The following is a 25,316-nucleotide window of genomic DNA, read 5'->3' as shown; positions in this document are numbered from 1 at the left end:
TCCACCGAACATGCGTGCGATGACGCACAGACCAGAATTCGCCAGCCATTAATCTCGATGCCATGAACACGCCATCACTTCGAATGGCGTGCGCCGGTCTCTCAGGAGCATCGGATGGATCGATTTTATTTGTTGGACGCCTCGTTCTGCCCGAGCGTCAACCAGGGTCGCACTCCCATTTACGTCAGCTCGCCCGAGCGCGCCGTGGCGTCGCAGATGACCGCGTTTACCGCGGCGCTGCAGGCGTGTACCGGTCAGTCGTTCCACCGCTATGGCGCGCTGCACGATTACTCGGTACGGGAATACCGGACCTTCTGGCGCTGCTTCCTGCAGTGGTCACAGGGGCTGGCGTGGTCGGGCAGCCCGGAGCCGGTCTGCGTCGGCGACGATTGCGAACATGCCCGCTTCTTCCCGAACCTGCTGCTGAACTATGCGGACAACCTGCTAGGGCTGGAAGTCGCGGGCCCGGACGCTCCGGCGCTGACCGCCTGCCACGCCGATGGCCGGCGTGAACGCCTGACCCGGGGTGAACTGCGCCAGCGTGTCGCGCGCGCGGCACATGCCTTGTCGCAACTGGGGCTGCGCGAAGGCGACCGCGTGGTAGGCGTGATGCGCAACGACGCCGAGGCCATCATCGCCGCGCTCGCCGTGACCGCGCTCGGCGCCACGCTTTCCACCGCGGCGGCCGAGATGAGCGTCGAGACCCTGCTCGATCGCTTCGCCCCGCTGGCGCCGCGGCTGCTGCTTGCGCACACCGCGCAGCGCGCCTTCGACACCGGCGTCCCGCTGGCGGACAACGTCGCCGGCGTGGCGGCCGCGCTGCCTTCGCTGCAGGGCATCGTCCAGCTCGACGACGGCACCTTGCCAGACACCCTCAGCCAGCCGGTCCATGCGCTGGCCGACCTGATCGAACGCGGCGACGCGGAACGCTTCGTGTTCCGGCGCTTCCCGTTCAACCATCCGCTCTTCATCATGTTTTCGTCGGGCACCACCGGCAAGCCCAAGTGCATCGTGCACGGCGCCGGCGGCAGCCTGCTGGAGCACCTGAAGGAACACCGGCTGCACTCCGACCTGCGCCCCGGCGACCGCATGTACTTCCATACCACCTGCGCGTGGATGATGTGGAACTGGCAGCTGTCGGCGCTGGCGTCCGGAACCGAGATCGTCACCTATGACGGCCCGATCGCCACGGTCGATGCGTTATGGCGCCTGGTCGCGGACGAGCGCGTCACGGTGTTCGGCACCAGTCCCGCCTACCTGAAGATGTGCGAGGACGCCGGCCTGGTGCCCGGCCAGCAGTTCGACCTGGGCGCATTGCGCGCGATGATGTCGACCGGTTCGGTGCTGTTCGATGCGCAGTTCGAATGGGTCCGCGATCACGTCAAGCCGCTGCCGCTGCAGTCGATCTCCGGCGGTACCGACATCCTGGGCTGCTTCGTGCTGGGCAATCCGAACCTGCCGGTCTATGCGGGCGAAGCGCAATGCAAGAGCCTGGCGCTCGATGTGCAGGCGTGGGAACACGGCGCGCCCACCAGCGGCATCGGCGAGCTGGTGTGCGCCAACCCGTTCCCGTCGCGGCCGCTGGGCTTCTATGGGGACGTCGACGGCCAGGGCTTCCACAAGGCCTATTTTTCGGCCAACGCGGGCGTCTGGACCCACGGCGACCGGATCGAGTTTCCGCCCGAAGGCACGGCGCGGCTGCATGGCCGGTCCGACGGCGTGCTCAATGTGCGCGGCGTCAATGTCGGGCCGGGCGAGATCTACCGGGTGCTGCGCGATATCCCCGAGATCCGCGAGGCGATGGTGGTCGAGCAGCGCGCGCGCACGGCACCGCCCGACCGCACCCACGCGGAGCGGTACGACCAGCGCATGGTGCTGCTGCTGGTGTTGCAGGACGGCGTTGCGCTGACCGGCACGCTGGCCGCGCGCGTGCGCCGCGACCTGGCGCGGCGCGCCTCGCCAACGCATGTGCCCGACCGCATCCTGGCCGTGCCGGCGCTGCCGGTCACGCACAACGGCAAGTTCTCCGAGGCCGCGGCGCGCAACGCGGTCAGCGGCCTGCCGGTGGGCAACGCCGCGGCGTTGCGCAATCCGGACTGCCTCGACGCCATCCGCAATCATCCGGCCCTGAACCTGGCCGCGCGCGAACTGCCCGCGCCCGGCACATCGCGCGAGCAGCTCGAACGTCATCTGCAGGCCCTGTGGGAGCGCTTGTTCGATTTCGCCCCGATCGGCCGCGACGACAATTTCTTCGACCTGGGAGGCCACTCGCTGCTGGCCGCGCGGATGCTGGCTGACGTGCATCAGTCGACCGGCCGCACGATCCCGCTGGCGACGCTGCTGTTCACTCCCACCATTGCCGGCCTGGCTGCCGCGATCGACGAGGCCGCATCTCCGCGGCCTTCGCCCAACCTGGTGCCCGTGCGCGGCGGCACCGGCTCGCCGCTGTTCCTGGTGCACGGCGCGAGCGGCTCGGTGATGGAGTGCTGGGGCATGGTCAACGCGCTGCGCACTTCGCGCCCGGTCTATGGGCTGCAGGCACGCGGCCTCGACGGCGAACAGCCGACGCAGCGGCGCGTCGAGGACATGGCGGCGAGCTATATCGAACAGATCCGCAGCCTGCAGCCGCGCGGTCCTTACGCGCTGGCCGGCTACTCGTTCGGCGGGCTGGTGGTGTACGAGATGGCGCAACAGTTGACCCGCGCTGGCGAGCAAGTCGAACTGCTGTGCCTGCTCGACACCTATGTCAGCGAGCATTTCCTGCCGTGGCGCACCTGGATGCGCTATTGCTGGAACTATCCCGGCTGGCAGCTGCGCAAGTTGCACGCGGTGCCGGCAGCACAGCGCGTGCGCTACCTGAAGTACGCGCTGAGTCGCGCAGCAGAAGGCGTGGGCATGCGGCGCGGCGGCATCACCTGCAAGCCCGATGCATTTACCGACTCGCTGCCGCCGGCACTGCGGCAGGTGCGCGAGACCATGGTGCGCGCCATGACGACGTATCGTCCGCGGCCGTACCACGGCGGCCCGGTGCTCTATCTGCGCGCGGCGGTCAGGCAGCAGCAGCGCGGCGATCCGCTGTCGTTGTGGCGGCGCGTCGCGCTGGGTGGCCTGACCATCGCCGAGGTGCCGTGCAGCCATTTTGACCTGGTCGTCGAACCCAACCTGCAGGCGGTGGCGGCGATCCTGGACGAAGGGCTGGCGCGCGCGTGACCGCGCGGACATGGCACAGCATGCAGCATGATGGGCTTGCCGCGCGGGGTGAGGGCGTTGCTGCACCGTTCGAGCTGCCGCAACCCGAGCGCCTCGCGTTGCCGGACGGCGCGGTACAGGTATGGAGGCTGGATGACGCGCAGGTCAACCCGGCATGCACGCGGCTGGCCCATACGCTTGCGCCGGACGAGCGCGCGCGCGCCCTGGCCTACCGGCACGCCAGGCACTGCAATGGCTATGTCGCCCGGCGCGGGCTGCTGCGCTGGCTGGTCGGCGGCTATCTGCACTGCCCGCCCGAAGCGCTGCGCCTGACCGTGTCGCCATTCGGCAAGCCGGTGCTGCAATGGCCGCAGGCCGGGCTGGCCTTCAGCGTGTCCCACACCGACGGCCTGGCGCTGCTGGCCTTCGCGCGGGATTGCCGCCTCGGCGTGGACGTGGAGCGGCGTGCCGGTGGCGTGAACCTGGCGGCCGTCCCGGGATTTGGACGCGGCATATTTTCCGCGCAGGAAGCGCAGGTCCTCGCGCGCGCGCGGCCCGCTTCGGCCGACGCGCTGCTAGGCATCTGGACGCGCAAGGAAGCGCTGCTGAAAGCGCTCGGCACCGGCCTCTCGGCCGATCCCACCGCGTACACGACGGAAGACGACTGGCGGCGCGGCGCGGGCCATTGGCAGGCTTCGCGTGATGGCATACCCATGTCCGGCTGGACCTGCCTGGATCTGGATGCCGGTGCCGGCGTCAGGGCGGCGCTGGCCGTATCGCTGCCGGACGCAAGTGTCACGTGGCACCACTGCTGACCGGTGCCGCGGCTCGGCAAGGGTCCGGCCACGTAACACGTTACGTTACACGTAACGCCAGCCGCCCTGATGCCAGCCATGCACGCGGGCCGCTCCGCATGGGCCGACCTGCCGCAAACCCGCGGCCCGCCTGGGTCGTGGCGCTGACCGGGTGCGCACGCCCGGGGCCTGCCGGAGTTGGCATCCCCTTTGCTGATTCCGGTGAAATGCGTTGGCCACCAAGCCAATGCCGGAGACAAACCGGAGCAAGGAATGAGCTGGACTAACCGTGGAACGCCGGCCTCGACGCAAGTGCTGGAGTACGGCGGCGAGGCACATGCCGTAGTCATCGACGACATGCCGATGTACCGGCACGGCATCACGCGCCTGCTCGGCGAGATGCCGGGCATCGGCCGGGTGGAACCGGTGGAGGCCGAAGCCCTGGCGGCGCGCAACCTGCGCTTGCCGGCGCCGGCGCTGCTGGTGTTCGGCATGCCGCCGGACCTGGTCGAAGGCTGGAACCAGCTGCGGCTGGCCAGCCTGGTGCTGCGGCCGCGGCGCCTGCTGCTGATCTCGGACAATATGTGGCTGCGCCTGCCGCCCGGGCTGGACGCCCGCTTTGCCCGCACCCTGTGCCGCTCGGCATCGCTGGCAACGATCGAACGTGACGTGCGCGCGCTGCTGGACCTGCCGCTCGCCGCGCCGGCCCGGCCCGAGCCGGACGCGGTGCCGACCGGCTTGCGGCGCCCCTTCCACGCATTCGCCTAAGACGCGGCGATCCGGGCCTATCGCGCCGGCGAGATCCTGTGCACCTGCGCCGTGGCACCGAAGCCGCGGCGCGCGAACGTGCCTGCGTTCTCGTTCTCGCCGTAAAAGAAGGTCGGCGTCGGGGCGAGATGCCTCAGGAACGGCTGGAACTCCCGGCTGCCGATGCAGATCTTGGACCGCTCCGAGGCCGCGCCCAGCAGCACCTCCCTCGCCGCGTGGTCGGCCCGGTCCATACCCACGGCGCGTGCGCGCTGGTCGGTCAGGTCATCGTCGACCAGCACATAGCGCCCCGGCAGCAGGTGCGACAGCATGAAATCGCTCAGCGCTTCCTGGACCGATATCGACAGGCCGAACAATCGCCGGGGCATGTTGGCGGGGTTGATGCCGCCCCAGTCATAGGTGCCGCCCTCGCGATTGCGGCGCGGGTTGACGGTGAACTTCGACGACATCGTTCCGATCGCCATGACGTGTACGTCGGCGAGCGAGCGCAGCAGGGAATACTGCGCTTCATGCACGGCCAGCAGGCCTGGCGCATTGGCGTAAAGCCCGCCATCGACGAACTGGTTGTGATTGAACGTGTAGCGCGCGAAGTAGGCCGGCGCCGCACTGGTCGCCATCGCGATATCCGCGATGCGGAACTTGTGGTCGCGCTTGAAATTGACGTGGTGCGGCGTCTTGAATATCTGCGGCCGCCCGGTGGAGTAATTGATCGCGGGAATGACGACCCGGTGCGCGCAGGCGCCGAGCAGGCGCTCGCCGAACAGATGCTCGGCGCACAGCAGTTCCAGCAGCCGGCGCGAGCCGAACGGCGCGCGCCAGATGCCGGCAAGCGACCAGCGCCGCTGGAAGATCTGCTCCCCATGCCGCGTCAGCAGGTCCACGATGCGGCTTGCCGGCAGCTCCAGCGCCAGGGCGAGCGCGATCACCCCGCCGATCGAGGTCCCCGCGATCAGGTCGAACCGGCTCGCAATCGGCGCCCCGATCTCGTCCTCGAAATCGGCCAGCAACTTGGCCGTGTACAGCCCGCGAAAGCCGCCGCCCGAAAGCGCGAGGATCTGAAACCGGTCCGGAGCCGACTCGTCCAAGGATTCCCCCTGCTGCCGTATGAACTGTCGTCGCACGGCCGCAAACCCATGTCGAGGTCGCGTGGCAATGCAGCCCGCCCGAGTGCCGTGCGCATCCATACTAGGCGACGGCGGCATCTTTTTACAGAAACGTCCCCGACGATGTCACCGAAAGCGGGCAATTAGACGGCACTTCATTCTGATTTGCACGACGGCACTGTCATGCGCCAGAGGCTCCGCTACCGTCCGCTGCGAGCGCGGCCATTGACGACTGGGCAGCAGCGGGTCGTTGCGTACGGCGATGCGCCGTCACGGTAAAGCCGAAAGCCAGTGCAATGAGCAAGGCCGCGACCACGCCAAGGTACTGCGCGTCGGTAGTCCGGAGCACGAGCCCGCCAAGCACGCCCGAGCACGCAAGGCCGAGATAGGTGGCGGTATTGTTCAGCGCGAGCAGCAGCGGCGCCACCTGCGGCGACAGTTCCACCAGCCGGTGCTGTTGCGGCACGATGAGCCCCCATCCGCACAGCCCCCAGACCACCAGCGCGATGACCGCACTCAGCGGATGCGCGGAGGTCCATGGCAGCGCGCAGAAATTGACAATGGCCACCCACAGCATCGCGCTGACGATATGGCGACTCTCGAACCGGTCCACCAGGCGGCCAGCCAGCAGATTGCCCACCGTGGCGGCGACGCCCCACAGCAGCAGCATGCCCGCGAGCACGCGGCCATCGCCGCGCGTCACCGGTTCCAGGACCACGCCGGCATACGTATAGACCATCAGGAAGCCGCCGAACGCGAACAGCGAGGTCATCAAGGTCAGCGCGACGCGCATGTCGCGCAACGGAGCGAGCCTCTCACGCAACCGGACCGGTGCCGCCGGCGCGATGGACGGCAGCAGTGCCCAGACACCAATCATCGCCGCGACGCCCAGCGCAGTGACGAACCACAGTGTCGTCCTCCAGCCGCCGAAGCCACCGATCAGCGTGCCGATCGGCGAACCCAGCGCGGTGGCACCGGTCAGGCCAGCCGTCACGGCAGCCAGCGCGCGCCCACGCTTGTGCGGATCGGCAAGTACCGAAGCCACGCCCAACGCGGTCGGCGCGAACAGCGCCGCGCCGAATCCCGCCAGGGCGCGACTCATCAGCACCCATTGCATGTCCGTGGCAAGCGCGCTGACGGCATTGCCGACCACAAAGATGCCAAGCGCCGCCACTAGCAGCAGCTTGCGCGGGACGCCGCCTGCGACGGCTGCCATCACGGGAGCGGCCACCGCGTAGGTCAATGCGTAAAACGTCACCATCAGGCCGGCCGCGCTGACCGAGGTATGCAGCGACGCCGCGACGCTCGGAAGAATGCCGGCGATGACGAAGTTGTCGGTGCCCAATGCGAACATGCCCAGCGCCAGTATCAGTAGTCGACGGTCCATAGGAAAAGCCCGCTGCGAAATGCGGTGAAGGTTGCGGTCTGAGGTGGCGCATGCGCCGTGAAATTGCTGTGCAGTTCCCGCCACGGCCGGCCGGTGGGAGGACTGCCAGTCGATCATAGCCAACGTTGACCGCGTCTCAAATGTCATATATACGGTCAATTCAGGACATGAATTTAGGGCACGTCTGCCAGGGGCATTCCATGCACACGATCGGCTTTGTCGTATTTCCGAACTTTTATGTGATGGGCCTGGCGGCGATTACCGCGTTCGAGCTGGCCAACGTCGTACTGGAAGAACAGGCCTATGTGGTGACAGTCCTGTCCGAGCAGGGTGGACTGGTGATGTCCTCGGCAGGCATACGCGTCGAGTCGGAACCCTTCGGCAACAACACCTTCGATACGGTGATGTTCGGTTCCGGCGTCGAAATCGACCTGGTTTCCAGCACGCTGACGGCGTTTGTCAGGCGGGCACTCGAGACGTCGAGACGAATTGCCGCGCCTTGCACTGGCGCCTTCATCCTGGCGCACGCGGGCGTGCTGGATGGTCGGCGGGCAACCACCCATTGGCGCTTCGCACACGACCTGCAGCGGCACTTTCCCCGGGTCACCGTCGAAGAAGACCAGATCTTCATCGTTGACGGCCCGATCTGGACTTCCGCGGGGATGACGGCAACCATCGACATGGCGCTGGCCATGATTGAAAAGGACCACGGCGCCGAAGTCTCGCGCGCGGTCGCGCGCAAGCTGGTGATCTACCACCGGCGCGCGGGCGGACAATCGCAGTTCTCCACCTTGCTCGATCTCGATCCCAAATCCGACCGGATCCAGAAGGCTATCGATTACGCCAGCGCCAACCTGCGCAACGCATTGACCGTCGATGAACTCGCCGGCATTGCGGGGCTGAGCCCGCGCCAGTTCAGTCGGGCGTTCAGCGCGGAGACCGGGCAGTCGCCGGCCAAGGCCATCGAACTTCTACGCGTAGAGGCCGCCAGGCTGATGCTGGAGAAGGGCCGGCTCTCGCTGGACGTGATCGCGCGAGAAGTGGGATTTGTCGACCGGGATAGGATGCGCCGCGCATTCCTTCGTACGACCGGCCAGCCACCTCAGGCGGTCCGCCGCATCGGCAGGGAAACGCGCGGGCCGGTACCTGCTTGAACGCAGCAGCGTCCGTGCAGAATGGCTGGGCATTGAAGCGCTCGCGCCGTGCACGGACAGTTCGACCGCCACACAGGTGATGCACGCGTCGCAGTGCACCACGCCGATTTTTCTAAGCTCGCCGCCCAAAAAGTTTCACTTCCGCTGCAAATCGCAAGCTGTAACCATGCACCCAACTCTGTCCCCGGCCCGCATGGATGGGGAACGCGCGCGGCGGTGGCACCGCCGTTTCCCAAATCACGCGAGCGACGGATAACCATGGTGTTCTTGCTGATGCGGCGGCTTCCCGTGCTGGCCATCCTGCTGTGGCTTGGCATCGCCGCGGTGCAGGCCGCCCCCGATACCGTCACTGATACCGCCGCCGAAGGGCAGACCGCGCCAGTCGAAGTCCGCCTGATGAACCGCCCGATCATGGTGCTGCGTGCAACGCTGGCCGGTGTCACGCCTGAAGTGCGCGCCCAGCGCGCGCGCGACCGCTTCGACGCCATGACCCCGTCGGACCTGCGCCAGCCCGTGCGCACCAGCCCTGGCGAGCTTGCCGGCCAGCGCGGCGAAGCCATCTATATCGGCGAGCGGCTGCTGCTGGCCGTGGTCGAAGGCGACCTCGATCCCGAGGACAAGGCCGCCTCGCTCGAGACGCTGGTCCGCCAGACGGTCGACAATGTCGGCCAGGCCGTCGCAGCACGCCGACAGCAACAACACTGGCCTACGCTGATTCGCGGCGCCTTGCGCACGGGCGGCGCGCTGGCGGTCGCGGTCTTGCTGGTCTGGGGGTTGACCAAAACCCGGCGCTTGCTGGGGCGCGTGGTGGACGCCTCGCTGCAGCGGCACCTGAAGGCGCGCACCGCCAACGGCTTCGACTGGACCGCCGCGCTCTACCAGCTGACCGACCGCATCGTGCGCATCCTGGCGGTGGCGCTGTTCGCGCTGGTCGCCTTTGTCTGGCTGGAATTCTCGCTGCTGCAGTTTCCGCTGACGCACCCCATCGGCGCGCGCATGGGCGCGTACCTGTGGCGGCTGCTGGAAGGTATCGGCGGCGCCGTGGTCGGCGCCATCCCGGGCCTGCTGGTGGTCGCCATCATCCTGTTCATCACGCGCGGCGTGCAGGTCGTGGTCTCGAGCGTGTTCACGGCCACCGAGCGTGGCAACCTCACGGTGCCGGGCCTGCATCCGGAGACGGTACCGGCGACCCGCCGCGTGGCCGCGGTGCTGGTGTGGGCGCTGGGCTTCACCTTTGCCTACCCGTACATTCCGGGATCGCAGAGCGATGTGTTCAAGGGCGTGTCCGTGCTGCTCGGCTTCATGCTGACGCTGGGCTCGGCCAACGTCGTGAACCAGTTGATGAGCGGCATGGTGCTGGTGTATGCGCGGGCGCTGCGCGTGGGCGACATGGTCAGCATCGGCGATACGGTGGGATGGGTCGAGAGCCTGGGTCCGCTGTCAGTCAGGCTGGTCAACCTGCGTCAAGAGCAGGTCACGCTGCCGAACGCGGTGGTGGTCGGCAGCGCCGTGCACAACTACTCGCGCTCCGGGGACATCAACCAGGGCAGCGCCGCGCTGCTGTCATCGTCCGTGACGATCGGCTATGACACGCCCTGGCGCCAGGTCCATGCGATGCTGCTCAATGCCGCGCGCCAGGTGCCCGGGCTGGATTCGGCCACGGCCCCCTTTGTGCTGCAGCGCGGGCTGTCGGACTTCTACGTCGAATACGAGCTGTTCTTCGCCATCGAAGACCCGCGCCGCCGCTTCTTTGCCCTGTCCACGCTGCATGCCGCGATCCAGGACGAGTTCAACCGCCATAACGTGCAGATCATGTCGCCGCATTTCGTGCTGCAGCCGAAGGAACCGGTGATGGTGCCAACCGAGCAATGGCATGCGCCCCCCGCCACGCCGGCCACGCAGCAGCGCGGCGAGGGCTGAATCCGCACGCGCCGCGGCGATCACGCATCGGTGCTCACCATGCAGGCCTGGCCAGCCCCGCAGGTTTTCACCAAGGAACGGACATGAACACCGCATACGGCAAGGCAGAGCGTCCTGACTCCGGCCGCGAGATCCGCGTCGATGCGTTTTCGCTGGTGCTGCTGGCCACCGCCCTGACCGCGGCGCTGCCAATGCTGATGCTCGCGTCCTCGCAGCTGCCGCTGCAGTCCACCCTGGCCAAGCTGCTGATGACGTTGCTGTAGACGGGGACGCGCCATCACTGCCCGACGATTCCCTACGCTCCACCGCTGGTCCGGCCAGGCCTGGCAACTGCTTGCCAGCCGGCCGCATCGCTTCGTCGTGGTGGCGTTCTCGCTGTCCGTCATGCTGCTGTTGCTGCTGCTTTGGCGCGGGCTTCAGCTGTCGCAGGGCCGCGAGATCGAATCGCTGCGGCATATGCAGGCGGTGCGCGCGCAGAGCATGGATGCGCTGCTGCAACGCGAAGCCGAGCGATTGCTCAGCGTCCGCAATGTTGCCCAGCACCTGCTGCAGATCCAGGCGACGGCGCCAGGCGCATTGGATGCCGACCTGCGCGCTACCCTGGCGCATCGCGACCAGCCGGTATGGCCGGTGCCCGCGCACGACGCGGCGGCGGTTTACGGCATCAGCGCCGCGGCGCTGGGCGGCCTGGACGGCTTCACCCGAGACGAAGCGGGGCTTGCGGCGGACGTGATCGTGGCGCGCTCGCTCAGCCACCTGTTGAGCGCGGCGCCAGAGGGATCCGGCATACGCCGGCGCATTGCCTATGTTTCGCGCAACGGCGTGCTAGCGGCCCACCCTTCGATACCGCAACAAGAAGTCGTGTCCGCCGTGCGGCGCCTGGCGGCCGCTCCCTACTTCAGTGACAGCCTGCCCTCGCGCAACCCCGGCCGGCGCGTGCAATGGCGCATCGCCCCGGCCACGGTCGAGCGCGAGCAGCTTTCACTGTTCCTGAGCGTGCCGGTCTATGCCGAAGGGGATTTCCGCGGCGTGGCCATGCTCGAACTGCCGCAGCGCAGTCTCGATGACCAGCTCAGCCGTGCGCCCTTCCATCAGGCCAACAGCTACCTGATCGATCGCGAAGGCCGGCTGATCGGCGCCAGCACGCGCAACGTGCGTGCCGGCGAGACCATGCAGACGGCGCTGTCCGGGCCCTGGCCCGCCGCCACGCTGGATGCGGTCTTCCATGCCGACTCCGGCCTGCTGGACGGCGCAGGCGGCGCAAGCGGCAGCGACCTGATGTTCCGCCGGCTCCGCCAGGGGGGGCTGGCACTGGTCGACGAGATTCCGTTGCACCAGCTATGGCTGGCGGGCGCCGCCCGGCTGAGCGGCGTGATTGGCGCGGGCGCGGCCGCACTGGGCATTCTGCTTTGCGCCACGCTGGCGGTGGTCCACAGCCTGTTCCGGCACTATCTGGCGCGCGGCGAGGCGCTGCGCACGCTGGCGGAAACCGATGCATTGACCGGCCTGGCCAACCGCCGCGTGTTCGCCGCACGGTTCGCGGCCGACTCCGCGCGCTGCGCGGCGGAGCAACGGCCGGTCTCCGTGGTCATGCTGGACATCGACCACTTCAAGTCCATCAACGATCGCTGGGGTCATGCCAGCGGCGACGTGGTGCTGCGCGCGGTAGCGGATGCGCTGCGCGGCGGCGTGCGCAAGGACGACCTGCCCGCACGGCTTGGCGGCGAGGAGTTTGCCGTCTTGCTGCCGGACACCGGCGTCGACGATGCCGCCGCGGTGGCCGAGCACCTGCGACAGCGACTGGAAGCCCTGCGCTGCGAGCCGGCGCCCGACGCGGGCAGTACCGGACCCATCCGCTTTACCGCCTCGTTCGGCGTGGCCGCGATCGCGCCCGGCAATGGTGGCAACCTCGATGCGCTGCTGATGGCGGCCGACCGGCGCTTGTATGAAGCCAAGGCCAACGGCCGCAACCAGGTGGTGGCGCGGTAGCGGGTGTCTTTACAAGGAGTTCCCCATGACAAGATTCCACGTCAATGGCCAGCCCTCTTTCTCATAGGAGCTTCGCCGGGACTTTCCTGAAGCGCACAGTGCATTTCCCGTTAACGCGCACGAGCCTCAGCCTCGCTCGCCGCGCCACGCCATGGCTCGAAATGAAAGTCCGGTGGCGTCACCGGATAGTCGGGCCCGGGATAGTCGGGGTGGCCGGACATGAAGTTCGAGACAATTATTCTGACCTTGCCTTCCGGCAGGAAGTGAACCTGGACGGTACCTGACTCAATGTATTTCTCGATGGGCACGAGCGCCTCGTGCCATTTTTCTATCGCCGCATCACCCGTCGCATTGGGATCCGAACTCGAGGTCGTCCAGCGTACCGTTGCGTTCAGTCCGTCATGCCACTTCCTTGGATAGGTCACGCAGCAAACAAAGCCTCCGCCGCCGCCATAAGCGAAGGAATTTCCTCCCCATGCTTCGTTGACGTAGAACTGATGAATATAGTCAGGTGTATGGTTGTAAGCCGTAATACTGGAAGCAGCCATATCGTCGGCCTGCCCACCTCCCTTTCCGCAGGCCGCGATGACCATGCTCGACATCGCCACGATGCTCCACTCTATTATTGTTCGCTTCAGCTTCATGCTATTTCTGCCCTTGACCGTGTTGTCATATGCCTGAGCATTACGCACATGTGCAGCCTTGACTCGGAGTTCACCATGCTAGCGAAAGCGCAACCGCCGAACCAAGCAATTCCAGCATGCTCGGCTTTGCGTCGACAACACCATGAGCGGGATCAAGCGGCGCGCTAAAGCTATCGCACGAGAAGTATTTCCCTCTCAGGATTGGGGCGCCCTTCTCCGACCTTCTTCGACGAATCTTCAAAAAAAAGCCGCTCCAAAGAGCGGCTTTCCCCTTGACGCAAGCGGACACCCGGCCCGCCCCGCATCAATCATCCAACAACGACAAATCCCTCACCGCGCCCTTGTCCGCCGACATCACCAGCTTGGCATACGCCTTCAGCGCCGCCGACACCTTGCGCGGGCGCGGCTTGGCTGGTTTCCAGCCCTTGGCGTTCTGCGCTTCGCGGCGGCGTGCCAGTTCCTCGTCGGACACCAGCACATTGATCGTGCGGTTGGGGATGTCGATGCGGATCTTGTCGCCGTCCTGCACCAGGCCGATGGCGCCGCCGGCTGCGGCTTCGGGCGAGCAGTGGCCGATGGACAGGCCCGAGGTGCCGCCGGAGAAGCGGCCGTCGGTCAGCAGCGCGCAGGCCTTGCCCAGACCCTTGGACTTGATGTAGCTGGTCGGGTAGAGCATTTCCTGCATGCCGGGGCCGCCCTTCGGGCCTTCGTAGCGCACGATCACTACGTCGCCGGCCTTGACCTTGTCGTTGAGGATGTTCTCGACCGCTTCGTCCTGCGATTCGGTGACGTGGGCGGTGCCCTCGAATACCAAAATGCTCTCGTCGACGCCGGCGGTCTTCACCACGCAGCCGTCGAGTGCGATGTTGCCGGTCAGCACCGCCAGGCCGCCTTCCTTGGAGAAGGCATGCTCGTAGGAGCGGATGCAGCCTTCGGCGCGGTCCAGGTCCAGGCTGGGCCAGCGCGTGTTCTGGCTGAATGCCACCTGGGTCGGAACACCGGCCGGGCCGGCCAGGTAGAACTGCTTGACGGCCTCGTCCTGGGTGCGGGTGATGTCCCACTGCGCCAGGGCGTCCTTCAGCGTGGGCGCGTGCACGGTCGGCACGTCGGTGTGCAGCTTGCCGGCACGCTCCAGTTCGCCCAGGATGGCCATGATGCCGCCGGCGCGGTGCACGTCCTCGATGTGGTACTTGTTGGTGTTGGGCGCGACCTTGCACAGCTGCGGCACCACGCGCGACAGGCGGTCGATGTCGGTCATGTCGAAGTCGATTTCCGCTTCGCGCGCAATCGCCAGCAGGTGCAGGATGGTGTTGGTCGAGCCGCCCATGGCGATGTCCAGCGTCATGGCGTTCTCGAACGCCTTGAAGCCGACCGCGCGCGGCAGCACGCGCGCGTCTTCCTGTTCGTAGTACTGGCGCGCCAGTTCGACGATGCGGCGGCCGGCGCGCTTGAACAGCTGCTCGCGGTCCGCATGCGTGGCCACCACGGTGCCGTTGCCCGGCAGCGACAGGCCCAGCGCCTCGGTCAGGCAGTTCATGGAGTTGGCGGTGAACATGCCCGAGCACGAGCCGCAGGTCGGGCAGGCGGAACGCTCCACCTCGGCCACGTCGGCGTCGGAATATGCGCTGTCGGCGGCGATCACCATGGCGTCGACGAGGTCCAGCTTCTTGAACTCCATGGCCTTGGTGACGGGGTTGGCCAGGCGCGTCTTGCCGGCTTCCATCGGTCCGCCCGAAACGAAGATCACCGGGATGTTCAGGCGCATCGCGGCCATCAGCATGCCGGGGGTAATCTTGTCGCAATTGGAGATGCACACCATGGCATCGGCGCAGTGCGCGTTGACCATGTATTCGACCGAGTCGGCGATGATGTCGCGGCTGGGCAGCGAATAGAGCATGCCGTCATGGCCCATGGCGATGCCGTCGTCGACCGCGATGGTGTTGAACTCCTTGGCGACGCCGCCCGCGGCCTCGATCTCGCGCGCGACCAGCTGGCCCAGGTCCTTCAGGTGCACGTGCCCCGGCACGAACTGCGTGAAGGAGTTGACCACGGCGATGATGGGCTTGGAGAAGTCTTCGTCTTTCATGCCGGTGGCGCGCCACAGCGAGCGCGCCCCCGCCATGTTGCGGCCGGCGGTGGAGGTTTTGGAACGGTATGTGGGCATGGTCTTGCTTTAGAAGTATCGCGGTAGGAAGCGGGCCGCGGGAATAAGGGCCCAGGCATGCCCGTGCGAACAACCTCTTGAGCTGCGCCGTGGGCAAAGCCGCGATTATCCCACAGCCGGCCGGACAGGTTATGCCGTCCCGCCCGTGGCGTCCGGCGCGCGCAAACGCCGCGCAATGTTCGGGCGGCCACCATGGGAGCCCGCCATTTGTCCCCGACGGCCTTGCGCGATCGCCGTTTCGGGGAAATGCTTGCGCTTATGTCACCTGCGCGGAGCAACGTCATGGACACATCAAGTGAACTGCAAGCCACCGTGGATGCCCTGGCACAGCCGGGCAAGGGCCTGCTGGCCGCCGACGAGAGCGGTCCGACCATTGCCAAGCGGTTCGAGCGCATCGGCGTGGAATCGAGCGAGGAGAACCGGCGCGCGTGGCGTCAACTGCTGCTGGGCACGCCGGGGCTGGGCGAGTACATCAGCGGCGTAATCCTCTACGAGGAAACGCTGGGCCAGAACGCCGACGATGGCACGCCGCTGCCGGAGCTGGCCGCGCGCCAGGGCATCGTGCCCGGCATCAAGGTAGACAAGGGCAAGCTTGCGCTCGCGCTCGCTCCCGGCGACGAGATCACCGAGGGCCTCGACGGGCTGGGCAAGCGGCTGGCCGGCTACCGGCAACAGGGCGCGCGTTTTGCCAAGTGGCGCGCGGTCTACAACGTGTCCGACACCCTCCCCGGCCGCGCCGCCGTGCAGGCCAACGCCGAAGCGCTGGCCCGCTACGCCGCGATCTGCCAGCAGGCCGGCGTGGTGCCGATCGTCGAGCCCGAAGTGCTGATGGATGGCGGCCACTCCATGGCCCGTTGCGCCCAGGTGACCGAGGCGGTGCTGCACGAAGTCTTCCACGCCCTGCACCGCTACGGGGTGGCGCTGGAACACATGCTGCTCAAGCCGAGCATGGTGCTGCCGGGCAAGGACGCCGGCCAGGCGCCATCGTCGGAGGTCGCGATGCAGACCGTGCAGGTGCTCGAGCGCACCGTGCCCGCGGCGGTGCCGGGCATCTTCTTCTTGTCCGGCGGCCAAACCCCTGCCGAGGCCACCGCCAACCTGGACGCCATGAACCGCCTGGCGCCGCTGCCGTGGCGGCTGTCCTTCTCCTATGGGCGCGCGCTGCAGGAACCGCCGCTGCTGGCCTGGCGCGGCGACGCCGCCAACGCCGCACAGGCGCAACAGGCGCTGCTGCTGCGGTCGCGGCTCAACGGCATGGCCTGCCTGGGGAAATATGAGGCGGCGCTGGAGGGTGCCGGCGGGTAACTGCACATGCCGACAGCCTGACCCGGTATGCCGCCGCGCCGGCGATCCTGCTACAGCGCAGGCGTGAGGGACGGCGCACGGCGGTGCCGGGTCAGCTGCTCGAACGCGGACGCCATCGCCACCAGTGCTGCATCGCTGCCAGCCCGGCCCAGCCAGGACACGCCCGCCGGCACGCCGGCGGCGGTAATGCCCATCGGCACGCTGACCTCGGGCACGCCGGCGGCGCTGGCCAGATGCATCGCGGCCAACGGCTGCTCGGCCCGGCAATGGTAGCTGGCATCGGCCATGTCGAAGCGTGGCGAGGCGGGGCACGCGAGCGTGGGGAACACCAGCGCATCGAGGCCGTGTGCGATCAAGTGCTGGCTGAGCACGCCACGCCAGCGCCGCGCCGCGGCAATGCCAGCTGCGGGCGGCTGATCTCGTGTCGCGAGCGCGTGGCGCAGCGCTGCCAGGGTTCGCGGGTTGACCGCGCCGGCGCCGGCGTCGGGACTGGCTTCCATGCGCATGAGCAGTTCGGCGGCGCTGTGCGGCGCCGCTGCAGCCGCCTGCGCCAGGTACTGGTCAAGCCCGCGCACCGATTCAACCCGCGTGATTTCGCCGAGCAGGTCGGTGTACAGCGTCAGCGCGCCGGTGGGCAGGTGCACGGGAATGGCGCGGGCGCCTGCGGCCTGCATCGCCGCGGTCGCGGCGTCGAACATCGCGTCGATCTCGTCGTTGCCACCAGCGAAATTCGCCACGATGCCGAGCCTGCGGCCCGCCAGCGTCTGCGGCTGGGCGCCAAAGCCATGCCCCGGTGCCAGCACGGCCATCACCAGCGCCACGTCGGCCGCGCTGCGGGCGAGCGGCCCGACGGTATCGAACGACGGCGCCAGCGGCAGCACCCCGGCGCAGTCGAGCAGGCCATGGGTTGGACGCAGGCCCGCCAGCCCATGCACGCAGGCCGGCCCGCGCACCGAGCCGAACGAGTCGGTGCCGAGCCCGAACGCGGCGAGGCTGGCCGCTACCGCCGCGCCGGTGCCGCTGCTGGAACCGCTGGCATTGCGCGACAGGCGGTACGGGTTCAGCGTCAGCCCGTTCGCCGAACTGTAGCCAAAGCGGCCGTTGGACGCCGCCAGTTCCGACATATTGGACTTGGCCAGCACGATCGCGCCGGCGGCACGCAGCCGCGCCACGCATGCGGCATCGGCGCGCGGGTAAGCCTGGCGCAGCGCCGCGCAACCGGCCGTGGTCGGCATGCCGGCCACATCGATGTTGTCCTTGACCACCATCGGTATGCCATGCAGCGCACCGCGGGGGCCGCGTGTGCGCAGTTCCTCGTCAAGCAAGCGCGCTTGGTCCATCGCCGCGGGATTCACGGCGCTGATGGCGTTGATGCAGGGGCCGGCCTGGTCGAAGCTGGCGATGCGGGCCAGACTGGATGCAACTAGCGCTTGCGCGGAGGTTGCGCCGGTGCGCATGGCCCCGGCGAGGTCGCTCAGTGAAGCTTCGAACGGATCAAGGCGGGCAGGCGGGGCAGGAGCAGGAGAGGACATCGGCATCGCTGGCGATCCATGGGATGCATGCATATTGGCCACCCCGCGCCGCTTTGGCAATGGAAGTTTCATCGCACGTTCTTTCCATATCGGAATGAATCGATGACAATGCCCACAGCCTTCGTCACTGCACCGCCCATGAAAAGCACCACCGGACGCCACCTGCCCGCGCTGGCGAACCTGATCGCGCTCGAAACCACGGCACGCACCGGCAGCGTCACCGGCGCGGCCGAGGAGCTGTGCCTGACCCAGAGCGCGGTAAGCAAGCAGATTACCGAGCTGGAGGCATTTCTTGGTGCGCGCATGCTGAACCGCCGCAAAGGCGCGGTGGCGCCGACACCCGCCGGCGAGGAATACCTCAGGAGCGTGCGCAAGGCGCTGGCCTTGCTCGAGGAAGCGACGCTGGAGGTGCAGTCCGGCCGCGCCGCGGGCGGCAGGCTCAACCTGTCGGTGCCGGTGTCGCTGGGCAATATCTGGCTGCTGCCGCGCCTGCTCAGGTTTGCCAAGGAACAGCCACAGATCCAGATCAACGTCACCACCAAGGTCGGCCCGGTCGACCTGGAAAGCACCGGGCTCGATGCCGCCATCATGTATTGCGGCGGGCCGCCGCCGCGCCACTTCGCGCTGAAGGTCATGCCGCTGGAGCTCTACCCGGTGTGCGCGCCCGAGCTGCTGCCGGGCGGCGGCACGCTGGCCAGGGCGCTCAAGCGCATGCCCTTGCTGCACCAGATCGCCGCGCTGGAAGCGTGGCCGGCCTACCTGCAGCAGATGGGGATACGGCTGGCGCATCCCGACGATGGCCCGCGCTACGGCCTGCTCACCATGGGCCTGCAGGCTGCAGTAAGCGGCATGGGCATCGCCCTGCTGCCCGACTACGTGACCGGCGAGGACGTCAAGGCGGGACGACTGCTGCGCCTGGCCACCGAGCCCTACGTGTCACCCAAGGCTTACTACTTCATCTGCCTCGAAGAGAAGCGCGACAACCCTGCGATGCGGACCTTTATCGCGTGGCTGCAGCAGCAAAGCGCAGGCGAGCGCCAGGCGCCGTAGGCGACCGCGTCAGCCCGCCGCGCCTGCGCGCACCAGCGTGGACGTGACGAAGCGCCCCGGGCGGCTGCTGACCGGCATGCCGTCGCGCAGCGTGGCCTGCCCGGCGACAAACACATGGCAAACGCCGGTCGCGGGCCGCCGCGGCTCGTCGAAGGTGGCACGGTCCTGGATCGTGGCCGGATCGAACACGGTGATATCCGCGACATGGCCCACGCGCAACTCGCCGCGCCGCTCCAGCCCGAAGCGCTGCGCGGCCATGCCGGTCATCTTGTGCACCGCGCGCTCCAGCGGAAACAAGCCCAGGTCGCGTGAATACAGCCCCAGCACGCGCGGAAACGTGCCCCACAGCCGGGGGTGCGGGGTTTCGTCCGAAGGGATGCCGTCGGAGCCGATCATGGTGTCCGGATAGGACAGGATGTCGCGCACATCGGCCTCATCCATGATGAAGTACACGGCGCCGCCGGGCAACAGCGCCTGCGCCACCTCGAGACGCGATTGGCCCCACTCCTGCGCCAGGTCTTCCAGGTAGCGCCCGGCGGCTTCCGGGTGCCGCGCCGACCAGGTGACGAGTATGCGGTCGCATTGCGTGACCCGCTCCGGCCGCAGCATGGTCGACGATGCCGCGTACGGATAGCAGTCCAGGCACAGCGGCATGGTCCGGGCCAGCGTGCGCACCTGCGCCAGCGTGTCGCGGCTGCGGCCGTGATTCTGCTTGCCCACCAGCTTGTGGTGCGAGATCACTGTCGACACGCCCAGCGCCTTGCCGATGCGCGCGGTCTCGTCGATCGCCTCGGCGATCTTGTCGCCCTCGTCGCGGATATGCGAAACCAGCACGCCGCCGAGCCGCTGCATCGGCTCGCACATGCGCACGACTTCTTCCTCGGGCGCCGCCGCCGAGGGCGGATAGAAGGTGCCGGTCGACACCCCGATCGCTCCTTGCAGCAAGGCGTCTTCCACGTCCCGCCGCATCCGTTCGATCTCCGCGTCGCTGGCGGCCACGCCAAGCTGCGACAGGTGCCGCGCGCGCAGCGTCGACTGCCCCACCAGCACCGCCACATTGACCGCCGCGGGGCTGGCCGCGAACGACTCGCGGTACGCACGCACCGATTCGAAGCGATAGCCGCCACGCATGATGTCGAGCGGCGCCGGCGGAATGCTGTCGGTGACCAGCGGAAACAGGCTGATGCCGCAGTTGCCGGCGATGATGGTGGTCACACCCTGCGTCACCTTGGGCAGCATCTCGGGCGCCTGGAACACCATCCAGTCGTCATGCGTATGGGTGTCGATAAAGCCGGGGGCCACGATCAGTCCGGCGGCATCCACCTCGGTGCCGGCATGCGCCGGGCCGAGGTCTCCGATTGCGGCGATATCGCCGTCGCGCACGCCCAGGTCGGCCGTGCGGCGCGGTGCGCCGGTGCCATCGATCAGGTCGCCGTTGCGGATAATCAGGTCAAATTGCGTAGGCATGGTGCTTGGGTTTCCCTCGGTTCAGTCGACCTTGGCGCCGCTCTTGCGGACCAACTCGCCAAACTTGGCGGTTTCAGATGTGATCAGCGCCTGGAAGTCGCGCGGGCTGCCGCCGAGCGGATCGAACGACAGCTTGTCCAGTTGCGCCCGGAATGCCGGCTCGCGGATCAGCGCGTTGACTTCGCGGTTCAGCCGTTCGATGACCTCGGCGGGCGTGCCCGGCGCCGCAACCAGTCCGGCCCACGCGGTCAGTTCGTAGCCCTTCAGGCCGGCCTCGGCCATGGTCGGCAAGTCGGGGAAGTGCGGCGAGCGCTGGCTTGACGTGACCGCCAGCGCGCGCACGCGCCTGGCCATGACATAAGGGCCGATCGACGGAACGTTGTCGAACATCAGCTGCACGTTGTTGCCAACCAGGTCCTGCAGCGCGGGCGTGCTGCCCTTGTATGGCACATGGGTGACATCCAGGTTGGCCATCACCTTGAACAGCTCCCCACCCAGGTGGCTGGTCGTGCCGTTGCCGGCCGAGCCCATCGACAGCTTGCCGGGGTTGGCGCGCGCATAGTTGATCAGTTCCTGCACCGACCTGGCCGGGAGCGAAGGATTGACGGCGAGGATATTGAAGGTCGTGACCAGTCCGACGATCGGGACCAGCTTGTCGGGGTCGTAGGGCAGCTTGCTGTACAGGAAGCGGTTGGTGGCTAGCGTGGCGTTGTTGCCATAGCCGATGGTGTAGCCGTCCGCTGGTGCCGCCACCAGCGCCTGCATGCCGATATTGCCTCCGGCCCCGGGCCGGTTCTCGACGACCACCGACTGGCCCAGGCGCCGCGACAGCCCCTCGCCGAACAAGCGCGCGACGATGTCGGGGGCGCCGCCCGGCGCGGTCGGCACGATCAGGCGCACCGGCTTCTCCGGCCACGCCGCCACTGCCGCGCCTGGCATCCCGGCGATGATGCCGACGACACCGATTGCCCCCGCCGCCAGGGCCCGTACCGCTAGTCTTTTCATCTGCTGTCTCCTCATGTGGTGGTCATTGTGTGATCGAGTATCAGCGAGGCACCGGGTACGGCCTAGTGAAGTTTTGTGGGGGATTATTTCCGTGACGGAATGCATCGCCGCGCACCGGGCGCGAGCTGTCCGGGCTTTCCTGCGCATTGCACGACATTGCGCCTGGCCGCGGATGCTTTTAATATGGCAAGCCATCACCCATCACCGAGGTACTCGTCATGCGCCATTGATGCCGCCGTCTTCATGACGGCCAGTCTCCCACCTACCCCCCATGAGCAGGGGGAGTTCCTGGCATCTTTGGAATCGACACATGACGCAGCCCTGTCTCACGCTGGAAGGCGTGTCTTACGTTCTGCCCGACGGCAGGACGCTTTTCTCCGATATCACCGAGCAGTTCGACCAGCGTGCCACCGGCCTGGTCGGGCGCAATGGTGCCGGCAAGTCGGTGCTGGCGCGCATGCTGGCCGGACAAGTGCAGCCGACCAGCGGGCGCTGTACGCGCTCCGGCAGCGTGTACTACCTGGCCCAGCAGATATCGCCTGCGCCCGGCGCTACGGTGGCAGGCCTGGCCGGTATGCAGGCCACGCTCGATGCGCTCGAACGCATCGAAGCCGGCAGCAGCGCGCCCGAGGATTTCGACGCCGTGGGCGAGCGCTGGGATGTGCGCCTGCGGCTGCGGGACGAACTGGCGCGCAATGGCCTGGGCCATCTCGATGCCGCGACGCCCGCCAGCATGCTCAGCGGTGGCGAAGCCATGCGCGTCACGCTGATCGGCGCCCTGTTGTCGGATGCCGATTTCCTGATTCTGGACGAGCCCAGCAATCACCTCGACCGGCCGAACCGGCAGGCGCTGATCGAGCAACTGCAGCGTTGGCCGCGCGGGCTGCTGGTGGTAAGCCATGACCGGCAATTGCTCGACACCATGACGCGCATCGTCGAATTGTCTTCGCTGGGACTGCGCAGCTATGGGGGCAACTACACCTTCTACGCGCAATGCCAGGAGCGCGAGCGGCAGGCCGCGATCCAGCAACTGGAGCAACACAAGCTCGAACGCCGGCGCGAAGAGCAGTCCCTGCGCGAGCAACGCGAACGCCTGGAGCGGCGCCAGGCGCGCGGCAACCGGCATGGACAGGACGCCAACCAGGCCAGGATCCTGCTGGGCCGGCAGAAGGAACGCAGCGAGAGTTCGGCCGGCAAGCTGCGCCAGCAGCATGCCGAGACCCGGCTGGAACTGGCCGGGCGCGTGCGCGAGGCCGCGCAGCGGGTCGGGCACGACCAGGCCATCGTAGTGCACGAGCTGCCGGTCGCCCTGGCTTCGCAAAAACGTGTCGCGGAACTGGAGGCCGTGGCGCTGCCCTTGGTCCAGGGAGCCACGCGGCAGCTCAGCCTCACGCTGACGGGGCAGCAGCGCGTGGGTGTGGTGGGCCCCAATGGCAGCGGCAAGTCGACCTTGCTCAAGGTGCTCGCGCGCCAGCTGCAGCCCCTGGCCGGCACATGCAGGCTTCCGGTGCCAGGCATCTACCTGGACCAGCGGCTGGCCAACCTGGACCCGCGGCGAACCGTGCTGGAACAGATGCTGGAGGCCAACCCGACGGCTGGCGAAGACGACCTGCGCATGCGCCTGGCACACCTCGGCCTGGATAGCGGGAAGATTGCCGTGCCCGGCGGCTCGCTCAGCGGCGGCGAGCGGCTCAAGGCGGCGCTGGCGTGCGTGCTGTATGCCGATCCGCCGCCGCAACTGCTATTGCTGGATGAGCCCAGCAACCACCTCGACCTGCCTTCGGTACAGGCGCTGGAAGCCATGTTGCGCGGCTACCGGGGCGCGCTGGTGGTCGTGTCGCACGACGATGCCTTCATGAACAACCTTGGCCTGACGGATCGGCTGGCGGCGACGGAACAAGGCTGGCGGCCCGCGCCATGGTGATGTCAGGCGGGCCGCATCGCCAGGGCGTAGTACGACGCGCCGTCCTCGCTGCGCTCCAGCACCGCGCGCACCGTCACCGGCAGCTTGCTTCCGTCTTCCCGCAGCAGTTCGGCGGCGAACGTCGCCCTGGGCCGGGTGCGCGTCATCCTGCGCAGGCGTGCATCGGCCTCGGCGAAGCGCCTGGCAAACCCGTCGCCCAGCAGCGTCTCGGTGTCGCCACCGACCATCTCGACCAGCGCCGCGTTGACCGATTCGCAGCGCAGCTTGCCGTCCAGCAGCGCCATGCCCTCCGAGGTCAGCTCGAACACCGCCCGGAACCGCGCCTGCTGCTCGCGCAATGACTGCTCCGCAAGCTTGCGCGCCGTGTTGTCCATGCTGATGCCGACGATCTTGACGATGCGTCCGTCGAGTTCGCGCACCGGCGTGGCGCGCGACGAGATCCAGCGGATGCTGCCGTCGGGCTGGACCAGGCGGAAGTCGAATTCGTGGGCCTTGCCGGTGCGCACCGATTCCTCGTAGGCGGCGTTCATCATGGGAACGTCATCGGCGGGCACATGCTTCCAGAAGCTTTCGTTGCTGACGATGCGCCAGCCGTACACGGCTTCGACGTTGGACGAGTAGGTCACGTCGTCGGTGATCAGGTTCCATTCCCACGTGACGATGCGCGCGCCCTCCTGCGCCAGCTTCATGCGAGCCTCGCTCTCCATGATCTCGGCGGTGTAGCGGCGGCGCATGTCGGTCATGGGGATTTCCACCGCGCTCGAGGTCTCGGCCTCCTGCCGGGCCTGCTCGCCGTAGCGCAGCCAGATCCAGTTGACGTCCAGGAACGCCGCCAGCTTGCGCAGCTTCTCGTAGTCGATCTCGCCGCCCCGGGTCCACTTGTGGACCGCCGGGCGCGACACGTCGAGCGCGTTCGCCACCGCCTGCAGCGTGAGCTTCTTGTGTTCGAGCAGTTCCTTGAGGCGGAAGGCAAAGCTGTTTTCTGTCATGTTGTGGATTCCCCGGTGGCACCGCCGAGATGGCGCATGAAAAACTCGACGCAGGCGCGCACGCGCGCGGAGCCGGACAGGCGCGAAGGATACACCGCCCAGATATCCGCGTCCTGCCGGTAATCGGGCAGCACCTGCACCAGGCGGCCGGCCTCGAGATCTGCCGCGACATCCCACATCGAGCGCAGCATGACGCCATGCCCGGCCAGCGCCCAGCCGGTGACGATCTCGCCGTGGTTGGACGACAGGCGCCCCCCCACCTTGACGCTGCGCTCGCCGTCGGGCCCGGTCATGCGCCAGATGCCAAATGGGTGGTCGCGCTCCTTGGTCACGAGGCAGTCGTGCTCCGCCAGCGCCTCGAGCGTCCGTGGCACGCCGCGCGCCGCCAGGTACGCCGGCGCCGCGCACAGCACGCGCCAGTTGCGCGCCAGCCGGCGGGCGATCAGGTGCGGGGCGATGTCGTTGCCGATGCGGATATCGAGATCGATGCCTTCGGCCACCAGGTCGACCAGCTTGTCGAACACGTCGAAGCGGATTTCCAGGCCGGGAAACTGCTGGCACAGCGTCGAGACCAGCGGCGCGACATGGCGCCTGCCGAAGCCCACGCTGCTGCCGATGCGCACCAGCCCGCGCGGCGCGCCGCCGGCGGCGATTTCATCCCTGAGCTGCCCGATCTCGTCGAGCATGTCGCGGGCCCAGCGGCATACGCGCTCGCCGTTTTCCGTCAATGAAACCTGGCGCGTGCTCCGGTGCAGCAACTGCGCGCCCAGCACCTGTTCCAGCGCCTTGACGCGCTTGCTGACATAGGCGGGCGAACTGCCCAGTTCTTCCGCGGCGGCGACGAAGCTGGCGCGCTGCGCGACCAGGCAGAACACCCGCAGGTCTTCCAGTGGGGGCAGATTATTCACGATTCGTGTTTCCTGTATCCACGC

Annotated in this window: 19 protein-coding genes; 10 read left to right on the top strand and 9 right to left on the bottom strand. The window is 67.7% G+C overall.

Annotation, left to right across the window (positions count from 1 at the left end; genetic code table 11):
- The first annotated feature begins 114 nt into the window (after positions 1-114).
- From C7416_RS16845 to C7416_RS16835, 3 genes are all read left to right on the top strand, one after another.
- The gene (locus tag C7416_RS16845; protein ID WP_111519976.1) at positions 115-3,210 is read left to right on the top strand and encodes an acetoacetate--CoA ligase; all 3,096 of its coding nucleotides are present in this window, start codon (positions 115-117) and stop codon (positions 3,208-3,210) included.
- Between the two features lie 20 nt (positions 3,211-3,230).
- Entirely contained in the window at positions 3,231-4,004 is a 774-nt protein-coding gene (locus tag C7416_RS16840; RefSeq protein ID WP_111519975.1) for a 4'-phosphopantetheinyl transferase family protein, read from the top strand.
- 252 nt (positions 4,005-4,256) lie between these two features.
- A complete protein-coding gene (locus C7416_RS16835) occupies positions 4,257-4,751 on the top strand; it encodes a helix-turn-helix domain-containing protein (RefSeq protein WP_111519974.1) in 495 nt (164 codons plus the stop codon).
- A gap of 17 nt (positions 4,752-4,768) precedes the next feature.
- Here the strand turns inward: C7416_RS16835 and C7416_RS16830 are convergent, their stop codons facing one another.
- Together C7416_RS16830 and C7416_RS16825 are read right to left on the bottom strand one after the other, a co-directional pair.
- A complete protein-coding gene (locus tag C7416_RS16830; RefSeq protein WP_111519973.1) occupies positions 4,769-5,836 on the bottom strand; it encodes a CBASS cGAMP-activated phospholipase in 1,068 nt (355 codons plus the stop codon).
- Positions 5,837-6,035: 199 nt separating this feature from the next.
- The gene (locus tag C7416_RS16825) at positions 6,036-7,241 is read right to left on the bottom strand and encodes an MFS transporter (protein ID WP_111519972.1); all 1,206 of its coding nucleotides are present in this window, start codon (positions 7,239-7,241) and stop codon (positions 6,036-6,038) included.
- 200 nt (positions 7,242-7,441) lie between these two features.
- On the opposite strand from C7416_RS16825, the gene C7416_RS16820 reads away from it, so the two are divergent.
- The 4 genes from C7416_RS16820 to C7416_RS16805 all read left to right on the top strand — a co-directional run bounded on the left by C7416_RS16820 (position 7,442) and on the right by C7416_RS16805 (position 12,304).
- Positions 7,442-8,395 carry a GlxA family transcriptional regulator gene (locus C7416_RS16820; RefSeq protein ID WP_111519971.1) on the top strand — a complete coding sequence of 318 codons (954 nt, stop codon included), beginning with the start codon at positions 7,442-7,444 and terminating at the stop codon, positions 8,393-8,395.
- A 258-nt stretch (positions 8,396-8,653) separates the two neighbouring features.
- Positions 8,654-10,315: a mechanosensitive ion channel family protein gene (locus C7416_RS16815; RefSeq protein WP_111519970.1), complete on the top strand. Its 1,662-nt coding sequence runs from the start codon at positions 8,654-8,656 to the stop codon at positions 10,313-10,315.
- Positions 10,316-10,398: 83 nt separating this feature from the next.
- Entirely contained in the window at positions 10,399-10,578 is a 180-nt protein-coding gene (locus tag C7416_RS16810; protein WP_111519969.1) for a hypothetical protein, read from the top strand.
- A 121-nt stretch (positions 10,579-10,699) separates the two neighbouring features.
- Positions 10,700-12,304: a diguanylate cyclase gene (locus C7416_RS16805; protein ID WP_253037170.1), complete on the top strand. Its 1,605-nt coding sequence runs from the start codon at positions 10,700-10,702 to the stop codon at positions 12,302-12,304.
- Between the two features lie 110 nt (positions 12,305-12,414).
- Here the strand turns inward: C7416_RS16805 and C7416_RS16800 are convergent, their stop codons facing one another.
- A complete protein-coding gene (locus C7416_RS16800; RefSeq protein WP_111519967.1) occupies positions 12,415-12,948 on the bottom strand; it encodes a DUF3304 domain-containing protein in 534 nt (177 codons plus the stop codon).
- 304 nt (positions 12,949-13,252) lie between these two features.
- Entirely contained in the window at positions 13,253-15,112 is a 1,860-nt protein-coding gene (gene ilvD / locus C7416_RS16795; protein WP_111519966.1) for a dihydroxy-acid dehydratase, read from the bottom strand.
- A 282-nt stretch (positions 15,113-15,394) separates the two neighbouring features.
- Between ilvD and C7416_RS16790 the strand changes: the two genes are divergently transcribed.
- Complete coding sequence (locus tag C7416_RS16790; protein WP_111519965.1) at positions 15,395-16,417, top strand: class I fructose-bisphosphate aldolase; 1,023 nt, start codon at positions 15,395-15,397, stop codon at positions 16,415-16,417.
- Between the two features lie 50 nt (positions 16,418-16,467).
- Here the strand turns inward: C7416_RS16790 and C7416_RS16785 are convergent, their stop codons facing one another.
- Entirely contained in the window at positions 16,468-17,874 is a 1,407-nt protein-coding gene (locus C7416_RS16785) for an amidase (protein ID WP_111519964.1), read from the bottom strand.
- A gap of 213 nt (positions 17,875-18,087) precedes the next feature.
- Here C7416_RS16785 and C7416_RS16780 point away from each other — a divergent pair, with 213 nt between their 5' ends.
- The gene (locus C7416_RS16780; protein ID WP_240988244.1) at positions 18,088-18,999 is read left to right on the top strand and encodes a LysR substrate-binding domain-containing protein; all 912 of its coding nucleotides are present in this window, start codon (positions 18,088-18,090) and stop codon (positions 18,997-18,999) included.
- A gap of 9 nt (positions 19,000-19,008) precedes the next feature.
- On the opposite strand, the gene C7416_RS16775 is transcribed toward C7416_RS16780, so the two are convergent.
- Positions 19,009-20,466, bottom strand: a complete 1,458-nt coding sequence (locus tag C7416_RS16775; RefSeq protein WP_111519962.1) for an N-acyl-D-amino-acid deacylase family protein — start codon at positions 20,464-20,466, stop codon at positions 19,009-19,011.
- Positions 20,467-20,487: 21 nt separating this feature from the next.
- Positions 20,488-21,471 carry a Bug family tripartite tricarboxylate transporter substrate binding protein gene (locus C7416_RS16770; protein WP_111519961.1) on the bottom strand — a complete coding sequence of 328 codons (984 nt, stop codon included), beginning with the start codon at positions 21,469-21,471 and terminating at the stop codon, positions 20,488-20,490.
- A 310-nt stretch (positions 21,472-21,781) separates the two neighbouring features.
- Between C7416_RS16770 and C7416_RS16765 the strand changes: the two genes are divergently transcribed.
- Positions 21,782-23,395 (top strand): ABC-F family ATP-binding cassette domain-containing protein, encoded by a 1,614-nt coding sequence (locus tag C7416_RS16765; protein ID WP_111519960.1) that lies wholly within the window; start codon positions 21,782-21,784, stop codon positions 23,393-23,395.
- Between the two features lie 2 nt (positions 23,396-23,397).
- Here the strand turns inward: C7416_RS16765 and C7416_RS16760 are convergent, their stop codons facing one another.
- Both C7416_RS16760 and C7416_RS16755 read right to left on the bottom strand, forming a co-directional pair.
- Positions 23,398-24,384, bottom strand: a complete 987-nt coding sequence (locus C7416_RS16760) for a PAS domain-containing protein (RefSeq protein WP_111519959.1) — start codon at positions 24,382-24,384, stop codon at positions 23,398-23,400.
- The gene (locus C7416_RS16755) at positions 24,381-25,292 is read right to left on the bottom strand and encodes a LysR substrate-binding domain-containing protein (RefSeq protein ID WP_111519958.1); all 912 of its coding nucleotides are present in this window, start codon (positions 25,290-25,292) and stop codon (positions 24,381-24,383) included. Before C7416_RS16755 ends, C7416_RS16760 begins: the two co-directional genes overlap by 4 nt.
- Between the last annotated feature and the right edge of the window lie 24 nt (positions 25,293-25,316).

The organism is Cupriavidus phytorum (assembly GCF_003254285.1).
Taxonomy (GTDB): domain Bacteria; phylum Pseudomonadota; class Gammaproteobacteria; order Burkholderiales; family Burkholderiaceae; genus Cupriavidus; species Cupriavidus phytorum.
This window is presented reverse-complemented; position numbering and strand designations above follow the sequence as displayed.